This is a genomic window from Alcanivorax sp. HI0044 (assembly GCF_001634945.1).
Window position 1 is genome coordinate 1 of sequence record NZ_LWEZ01001716.1, and the last position, 748, is coordinate 748.

1 protein-coding gene is annotated in these 748 nt (G+C 56.6%); it reads left to right on the plus strand.

Features of this window, described 5'->3' with window-relative positions:
• Nucleotides 1–20: 20 nt before the first annotated feature.
• A partial coding sequence (gene rmuC / locus A3730_RS25825) for a DNA recombination protein RmuC (protein ID WP_231884050.1) occupies nucleotides 21–748 on the plus strand: 728 nt, incomplete at its 3' end.

A 748-nucleotide genomic window follows, 5' to 3' on the forward strand; every position in this document is an offset into this window, starting at 1 on the left:
CTCACCAGCAAGAACTGGAAATGAGCAAGCTGACTTCCGAGCTTGCCACAGAGCAGAGCCGTGTTCAGGAACGCCAAACACGCCTTCAAGAACTCCAGACCCAGTCAACATCAGAGCTGCAGCAGGCGCGGGACGAATTGCGAACCATCCGTGATGAAAAACACCATGCAGAGAAAAGCCTGGAAGCGGCCCAGTCCGATATCCGTGCCAGCGAGAAACGCCTGGAGGACGCCAATGCCCGCATTCAGGAGCTGAAAGACCAGGCCGCTGAAAATGCACAAGCCCATAAGACCTTGAATGAACGCTACCTTAGCCTGAATACCGAACACACCGAACTGAAGACCAACCTGGAACGCAAGGAAGAGCACTACAAGGAGCAGTTAGAACAACTGGGCGAGGCCCGGCAGTCCCTCACCAAGGAATTCGAGAACCTGGCCCACAAGATCTTCGAGGAAAAGGGCAAGACCTTCACCGATACCAGCAAGGCCAGCATCGACGTGATGCTCAAGCCTTTCCGTGAGCAGATTGAAGGCTTCCAGAAGCGCGTCAACGAAGTGCATGAATCCTCCGTGCGTGGCCAGACCGAGATGAACGGCAAAATCCGTGAAGTGCTGGAAATCGGCATGAAGATGAGCGCCGAAGCCAACAACCTCACCTCGGCCCTGAAGGGCGACTCCCAGCAGCGCGGTGCCTGGGGCGAAGTGCAGCTCCGCCGCACCCTGGAAATGAGCGGCCTGATCGAAGGTGA